At 43.1% G+C, this 7529-nt stretch carries 7 protein-coding genes; 4 read left to right on the top strand and 3 right to left on the bottom strand.

The genetic code is table 11. From position 1 onward, the window contains the following. Positions 1 to 200 precede the first annotated feature (200 nt). The 3 genes from BK127_RS30770 to BK127_RS44555 all read right to left on the bottom strand — a co-directional run bounded on the left by BK127_RS30770 (position 201) and on the right by BK127_RS44555 (position 1335). Positions 201 to 830, bottom strand: coding sequence for a transposase (locus tag BK127_RS30770; protein WP_256711521.1), 630 nt, complete (start codon positions 828 to 830; stop codon positions 201 to 203). Further along, positions 758 to 937, bottom strand: coding sequence for a helix-turn-helix domain-containing protein (locus tag BK127_RS45825; RefSeq protein ID WP_076235927.1), 180 nt, complete (start codon positions 935 to 937; stop codon positions 758 to 760). The genes BK127_RS30770 and BK127_RS45825 overlap by 73 nt, the downstream gene beginning before the upstream one ends. A 194-nt stretch (positions 938 to 1131) precedes the next feature. Further along, positions 1132 to 1335, bottom strand: coding sequence for a hypothetical protein (locus BK127_RS44555; protein WP_076235926.1), 204 nt, complete (start codon positions 1333 to 1335; stop codon positions 1132 to 1134). Between the two features lie 373 nt (positions 1336 to 1708). Between BK127_RS44555 and BK127_RS30755 the strand changes: the two genes are divergently transcribed. The 4 genes from BK127_RS30755 to BK127_RS30740 all read left to right on the top strand — a co-directional run bounded on the left by BK127_RS30755 (position 1709) and on the right by BK127_RS30740 (position 7514). After that, complete coding sequence (locus BK127_RS30755; RefSeq protein WP_076235925.1) at positions 1709 to 2008, top strand: P-loop NTPase family protein; 300 nt, start codon at positions 1709 to 1711, stop codon at positions 2006 to 2008. Between the two features lie 925 nt (positions 2009 to 2933). Further along, a complete protein-coding gene (locus BK127_RS30750; RefSeq protein ID WP_179097664.1) occupies positions 2934 to 4778 on the top strand; it encodes a sensor histidine kinase in 1845 nt (614 codons plus the stop codon). Then, positions 4753 to 6324, top strand: coding sequence for a response regulator (locus BK127_RS30745; protein ID WP_076235923.1), 1572 nt, complete (start codon positions 4753 to 4755; stop codon positions 6322 to 6324). Before BK127_RS30750 ends, BK127_RS30745 begins: the two co-directional genes overlap by 26 nt. 224 nt (positions 6325 to 6548) lie before the next feature. After that, positions 6549 to 7514: an ABC transporter permease gene (locus tag BK127_RS30740; protein ID WP_076235922.1), complete on the top strand. Its 966-nt coding sequence runs from the start codon at positions 6549 to 6551 to the stop codon at positions 7512 to 7514. Positions 7515 to 7529 lie beyond the last annotated feature (15 nt).

The raw sequence follows: 7529 nt of genomic DNA, 5'->3' as shown, positions 1-7529 counted from the left end.
GTTCATTAGCATTAATGCAAACACAATTTTTGTTGCCAGGAAGTCTATCTGGAGGACTGAACCTTGGTTGACAATTGATTAAGCTCCCATGAAAATTAAATCTCTGTTACTGTAAAAAGACAATAGTAAAGAAGACGCCGCGCACTCATTTTTTAAAAAGGGTGCTGCGCCCGAAATGAGAAGATAGGCATTTTGAATAATTAGGAGACTTCAGTTATGGTCACAGAATAACCTAAGTTTTCTAGTCGCCGAACTGCGTACTTTACAATAGATTGTTGCTTCTGTTTGTCAAAATAATCTTCGCCCAGATCCACATACATTTCTTCACGTGTTAATAGATAGTAGGCTATTCTCAACATAGCATGGGCCACATTTATGGCAGCTCGTTTTTTGCCTTTTCGTGCAGCTGTACGTCTATACATGGCACCTAGGTAGTTTTTTGACGCTGCAACAGAATGGGCGGCTTCTACTAAGGCAGATTTCAGATATTTGTTTCCGTTTTTGGCTTTGGCTGACTTCCGTTTTCCAGCACTTTCGTTATGTCCAGGTACGAGTCCAGCCCATGAGCATAAATGCGCAGCACTAGGGAACTGTTTCTTAATATCCGTCCCAATTTCCGCTAAGATTTGTTCCGCCATTCGAGTGGCTATCCCAGGGATTGAATCTAAACGGTCGACTTCGTCATGAAAGGGAACGACACTCGTAGCGACTTCCTGATCGAGTAGGATGATCTGTTCACTTAAAAAATCAATGTGCGTTAAAATGGTTGTTTCCTTGGGTGTTTTGTGACTATTTTGCGTTGTGGCCTTAATATATCTAGCTTTTTGCACAGGTGGTATACTTTCTTTTTATTGATTTTAAGCTTATATTCTCGCCTAAGGATGACGGTTAATTTGCAGTACCCGTAGTTGTAGCCATCGCCTGATATAAGCTCCATCAGCCACTCCTGAATCTGTTCATCTGCTATTCTTTTACCGTTTTGTTGATAGGAATATCCGGGTATGGGGCGTCCCTCACTCACTGCTTTATTCGCTACTCTACCGTTCTTATAGTAGTAATAACTGGACCTTGGAATCTTCACCAATCTTAGTACAAGCGTTATGGCGTATCCCTGGTTGATGTAGCATTCGGCTACTTCAACTTTGTCAGCAAATGAGGGTTTTTCTTTTTTATTAAGTCACGTAGTATAGCGATCTCTAGCGCTTGTTCACCAAGTAGTTTCTTGAGTTGGTCTTTTTCTTTTACGAGCACCTTGGATTCTAGGGCTGTACCCGCATCCAGTGAAGTATTTCCAAATTTACCTGCTTCAACTTCTTTTGTCCAACGATGAAGCATATTAGCAGCGATCTCATGTCATACCTGTTGTTGAGTTTACGAACGAAAGCGTGGAATCTAATCCCTCTCACGAGTCATATAAAACTGATTTGGTAAAAGAGCTACAATCTATATGTGGGTCTATGGTTCGCCTGCTTAAGGTTGTTGGTTTGGATTCAACTCCCTCGACGTTTGGGTTATAGGCTTAGGCATTACGAACTACTCCGACTAAGAGTCGAGCTACTTTCCACATAACTTCATGATAGAACAAAAAACGGATATTTATTTCTGAGAAAAGAATAAGAAAATTATATAAAGTAACAAGTATAATTATTCCAATATTTGGTGATAACGAAAGCGTAATATAATGTTATCAATGGGGGAGTTAATTAATATGTTTACAGATCTCAAACAAAGTTTCGAAAAATTAATTAATCATTCGCCAGCTAATTTTATGTTTGTTGATGGTTCTACGGGTATTGGAAAAACAACTTTTGCAAGGGAACTAATAAGAGAATCTAAATATTTGAACACTGACGAAACTTCAATAATATTAACTCAAGCTCCTTATATTGATAATGAAAGGGAGTTTATTCTATCATTATTGAGAGAGGAAATGGTATTTTACAGAAATATGCCTAAAGCTGATCTGAAAACATTCCTATTAAAAAGTTATCAAATTGTAGGTGTCTAGTTATTGATGATTCACAAAACCTTTTAATTTCTTATAGGTTATTATTGAATCATTTCTTGTTTATGTCATGGCTTGTGAATGAGACTAATATCAAAGTTTTGTACTTAGGTACAGTTCCATTTGAAGGCAAACTTGAAGAATACGATACAATTCGCAGAAGAAGCGTTGTATACAATTTAAAGGCGTCTTAGGAGCATTATTGTTCAAAAAGCACGAGCCAAACTGGCAACGTGTTTTTTTGTGCAAGTAACGATCATCTTGCGACAGTTCATCTTACAATAAACATGTGAAACGACATATCATTGTACAGAAAGCGCCAAAAGCATATTACAAAAACATAAAAAATAGTGCATTAAAAACGACAAATCAAGTTACAGTTATCAGGTAGTTCCAAAAGGGATCGATGGATCTCAGCTTTCATTAAAGACGAGCATTGTGGTAGATGAGCTCACGGCTCCTTTTCATGTAGGAACAAAAACGGGGACAATTACTTATACCTACCAAATTGAGGGGATGGAAAACATCCAAGAGAATCCCGTTAACTTGGTCTCGTCGCAAGAGATGGAAAAGGCAGGGTGGTTCCGCCTGATGTTACGTTCTTTATGGGAAGGATTTCATAATATTTTTTGAGAACAAAATCGACTTGTGTCATTGATTTCGAAGGAAGGAGTGCCTGAAGGCACTCTTTTTGCGTTCAAGCACATATGTGCAAGCACTTAAAGTTATTTGACGTAAAGAGATGGTGTTGGATAAAATAGAGTTCCCTTCATTAATTTTGCATTTCCATGTAATAGATTATAGTATTTCAAATTTCAAGTGGAAGGATCAGATCCATACCTTGTTCAATAATCGCTTTTTTTCCAAAAAAAGTTTTTCCCATCGGCTAGTGTTGAATTTATCGGTTATTATTATGCTGACCTTTTGTTTGAGTGGGTATGTGTCTTATAAGATTCATCTTAAGCTGTTTACCTCAGAGCTCAGTAAGCAGTTTTATAAAGCAAACGAGCAGGCGGCGGCACGGCTTGATTTGCAGATTCGGGATATTTATCGCCTGTCTAACTACATCGTGTTCCATCCTTACGTACAGGAAGTTTTGCAGCGATCAGCTTTATCGAAGGTCCGGGAGACGTACACACAATTATCAGATCAGGATGAATTAAATCGGTTGTTGAATCAGGTGAAGAACGATGAGCCTAAGCTGTATTCGATGTATTTGTTCGATTTGCAGGATAACGGATTTTATTTCAGTGGCCCCTCCGCTGTGCTTTTGCCACTTGATAAAGAGGTATACAATTCGGTCAAACTCAAGCTGCAGAGCACGTCCGGGGATTTGGTCTGGTTCCCCATGCAATTACCAAGCTTGGTTGAAACTTCTGGTTACCGAAATATGATATTGGCGGCGCGTTATATGAAATCCAAAGATTTGGAGATTTACGGGGTTATGGTCATGTTGTTCGATCAGTCGCTATTTTCCGAAGATTTGCAAGGCTTAATTAACACCGAGAACGCCAATGTGTTTCTTTACGATAAGCAGGACCGCCTTGTTTATACCGATATTGCCAAGCCGCTGGATCTACTCCCATTATCCGCCTTGGATGCGGAAACGGTGGTTGAGGATCAAGGAGAATCCTATCTCTATGCCAAAAGCCGATCCAATCAAGTTGACTTCAAACTGGTCAGCCGCGTCTCCTTAAGTGATATTCGAGCTAAGAGCGAAATTATTTTTCAGATTGCCATTTACTTGGGTTTACTTAGTATGCTGCTGTCTGCGATTTTGGTTACGGTTGCAGGCCAAAGGCTGTTGAAGCCGCTTAAGCAGTTGATTCTGGGGATGAGGCGCGTTAAAGAGGGTGACTTTACGACGCAAATCGAGATTAAGACTGAGGATGAGCTTGCTTACATGGGCCAAGTATTTAACGGGATGGCAACGAATATTAACGCATTGATCAAAGAGGTTTACGAGCGTGAGCTTAGTGAACGGGAAGCTGAGCTAACAGCGCTTCAAGCGCAATTAAACCCGCATTTTCTGTACAACACACTGGATACGATCTATTGGAAATTGTATTTGCGGGATGACCGGGAAACAGCAGGGCTTGTAGTGTCACTGTCTGAGATGCTGCGTTATGCGCTGGAACCAGCAAGGACACAAACTACGCTAGGTGAAGAAATCCATCAGGTGCGTAACTACCTGGCCATACAGTCAGCGCGTTTCAGTGAGGATCTGGAGACAATCATCCAAATTGATAAAGAGGTGGAAACATGCCAGATCGCTCGCCTGCTGCTGCAACCCTTGGTAGAAAATGTTTTTATCCATGCTTTTGCAGACAAGCTGAATGGACGTGTGTTACTAATTAAAGCTTATAGGCGAACGGCAAATGCTTCAAGTTCGGACAGGGAAAATTTGGGAACTGATATTATGCAGCAAGCTGTGGTGCACAATCCCGATATGCTCGTTATTGAAATCATTGATAACGGATGCGGGATAGATGAGGGGCAGCTTGCCGTGATACGGGAAGCAATCGAGGTAGATTCCAAACCGGACACACAGGACCATCAGCGAGAGGATCGCCTTCAGAAGCGAAATCGTGTAGGGGTGCGCAGTGTACTGCGGCGGATCGACTTGATCTATGGTAGCCCGTATCGTGCGGAAATTCGTTCGATTATTGGTCAGGGTACTACGGTAACCTTGCTGCTGCCTTGCGATAGGCTTCAACCAACAGAGACGGCTAGAGGAGGAGAACGAGATGAAGGGAACGTTGCTGATCGTTGACGATGAGCCACTGATTCGTAAAGGTTTGCGCAAGCTGGTCGAGAGTAACGCATTACATTGGGAGATTGTCGGTGAAGCGAGTAATGGGCAGGAAGCGATCGTTAAGCTTGGCGACCATGCGCCCGATCTGGTGCTGACCGACATTCGAATGCCTGGATTGGACGGTATTCAACTGGCTGAATATATTCACCGTAATAGACCGAATACAGCAGTCATTATATTGACCGGGCACAGAGATTTTGAATATGCACAAGCTGCACTTCGGTTTGGGGTGAAAGATTTCCTGCTGAAGCCTTGTCCAGAAAAGGAAGTATGCCGTATCCTGACTGAGGTGTATGAGCAGCTTTACGCACGGTTGCGAGCAAGGGATATGCAAAACGAGGAAAGGCGCCGCATGGAGGAGAATGTACTTCGTTCACAAATGCTGCAGCTTCCTGTCCCGCCAATGGACGCGGAGCGACTAACAGAGGCATATAACGGGATGGATGCTTGGTGTGTGTGCGTCATTTCATATTTTCCCAAATCAAAAGCGTATCGACCCGAGGACTTGAAGCTTCTGCAGTTTTCGATTATGAATATTATGCAGGAATTGTTCGAGCAATCCGGGCTGCAGGGACGTATCGTATCCGTGCAAGTAAACCAGTTCGTGCTGCTATTGAACCCGTCCCAGTCAGCTCATTCCTTCTTCTCCCAGCTGGTTACGATCATAGAAGAGCTGCTGGCGATTCCTTTATTTACTCATTACTCAGGTCGCTTGGAAGGTATGGGAGCCCTGCATCAAATGTACCAGGAGGGCTTAGAGGCTTACGATAAAGCGCATCCTTCGTCTTCGCTGCAGCGTTTCACCTATAAACAGGAGGAAAGGATGAGCACTGCTGCTATAGAGGGCAACCTGGATTTAAACTACAGCAGCATCAAAACCATATTGAATGAAGTGATGTCGTTCATTCTGCTGGGCAAATCAAGCGAGCTGCAGCAGTATGCAGCTTCTCTTGTCCGTGCTTTGCAAGACAAGCCCATTGCCGAAATGAAGTTGGAGGCGCTGACGATTGCCAGCGCCTTTCAGGAAACCGAGCGAAGAGAGCTCGGTGTATCCTTGGCACAGGAAGACTTTGCGGCAAGAGTCAGCGAGTTGCACCCGCTACAGCAACCTGCTGCCATCATGGCTTGGACAGAGAAGCAAGTTGAACGCTTCTTTGCCGAGTGGAGCCGCTGGTTGATGCTTAATAACGATAACCTGATTGGGCGGGCAATCCGTTTCATTGAGCAGCATTATATGGATGAATGCACACTTGCCCAAGCTGCTGAGCATGTACATTTGAGTTTGACGTATTTCAGCAATTTGTTTAAGAAGGATACGGGTGAGAGCTTCACGAATTACGTGACGAAGGTAAGAGTCGACAAAGCCAAGATGCTGCTGCGTAATACGGGTATGAAAATTGCTGAAATCGCCGAAGCGGTCGGTTACGCAGACCCGAATTATTTTGCTGCTGTGTTTAAGCAAACGACGAAGCAATCACCCAGCGAGTTCCGTAAAGGTTTGTAGAAGTAACACTCCCTTGCACAGCATGTTTGACTAAATAACCTCTGTTCAGCTCATAGAACAGGGGTTATTTGCTTTTTACAGGATGATTATAGAGATGATTTGAAAAGATCGAAGATATTCAAAGAAACATCGTAAGTTATTCAAGGTAATACCGGCAGCCTTTTCTTATAATTAGAGCAAGCTTACGTTTTCAGTTAGCCAAAAGAAGGAAGGAACGAGCGTACATGAACCAACAACTAGATCATACAAGTAGGATTCGATCGGATCCAGCCAGGAAGTCGAGCGAAGCTATCAATCGGAGCCGCAGATGGAAGTCCAACCTTCCTTTGCTGCTGATGTTTATACCGGGAATGCTCTATTATGTCATTTTCAAGTATGTGCCGATGGGTGGTTTGATCATTGCTTTTAAGGATTACAATTTTTTTGACGGTGTATTCGGGAGCCCTTGGGTCGGTTGGAAAAATTTCGAAACCTTGTTTAGCCAAACAACAACGGTGCGAATTATTCGCAATACGTTAGTTTTGAGCAGCTTAAGCATATTTATCGGGTTCCCGTTTCCCATCCTGCTGGCAATTTTGCTGAATGAAGTAAGGAAAACCTGGTTTAAACGTGCTGTGCAAACGATTGTCTATTTACCGCATTTTTTTTCTTGGGTCATCATCGGGGGTTTTGTAGTCACCTTGTTTTCCGTAGAATCGGGGACAATTAACCATTGGATTGAAGCACGGTTCGGCAAGCCCTTTCCTTTCCTATATGATGCTACTTCATGGATTACTGTCTATGTGGGATCGGGAATATGGAAAGAGATGGGCTTCAGCGCGATTATTTACTTGGCAGCCTTGACGACGATTGACCCGGCATTGTATGAATCGGCCAGCATCGATGGAGCGAGCAAGTGGAGGCAAATCTGGCATATTACAATACCAGGTATCAGCACGACGATTGTGCTTATGTTCATTCTAGCTATGGGAAGAATTATGGAGGTCGGCTTTGATCATATTTATGTCCTCCAAAATGCTGTGGTGTCCGAAGTAGCTGATGTCATCAGCACCTATATGTACCGGGTAGGACTGCAGGGAGCGCAGTTTAGTGCGACAGCAGCAATGGGATTTTTCGAGTCGTTGATTGGATTGATTCTTGTTCTTGCGGCCAATGCGATTGCACGTAAATTCGGCAGCGGTCTTTGGTAGGGAGGGGGTACAGAG

This window comes from Paenibacillus sp. FSL H7-0331, from assembly GCF_001956045.1.
The sequence above is the reverse complement of the archived record's forward strand: the minus strand, read 5'-3'. Positions and strand labels throughout refer to the sequence as shown.

Bases quoted from the DNA above. Each gene is read 5' to 3' on its own strand.
- BK127_RS30755 (WP_076235925.1), top strand. From the start codon at position 1,709: ATGTTTACAGATCTCAAACAAAGTTTCGAAAAATTAATTAATCATTCG.
- BK127_RS30740 (WP_076235922.1), top strand. From the start codon at position 6,549: ATGAACCAACAACTAGATCATACAAGTAGGATTCGATCGGATCCAGCC.
- BK127_RS30745 (WP_076235923.1), top strand. From the start codon at position 4,753: ATGAAGGGAACGTTGCTGATCGTTGACGATGAGCCACTGATTCGTAAA.
- BK127_RS44555 (WP_076235926.1), bottom strand. From the start codon at position 1,335: ATGCTTCATCGTTGGACAAAAGAAGTTGAAGCAGGTAAATTTGGAAAT.
- BK127_RS45825 (WP_076235927.1), bottom strand. From the start codon at position 937: ATGGAGCTTATATCAGGCGATGGCTACAACTACGGGTACTGCAAATTA.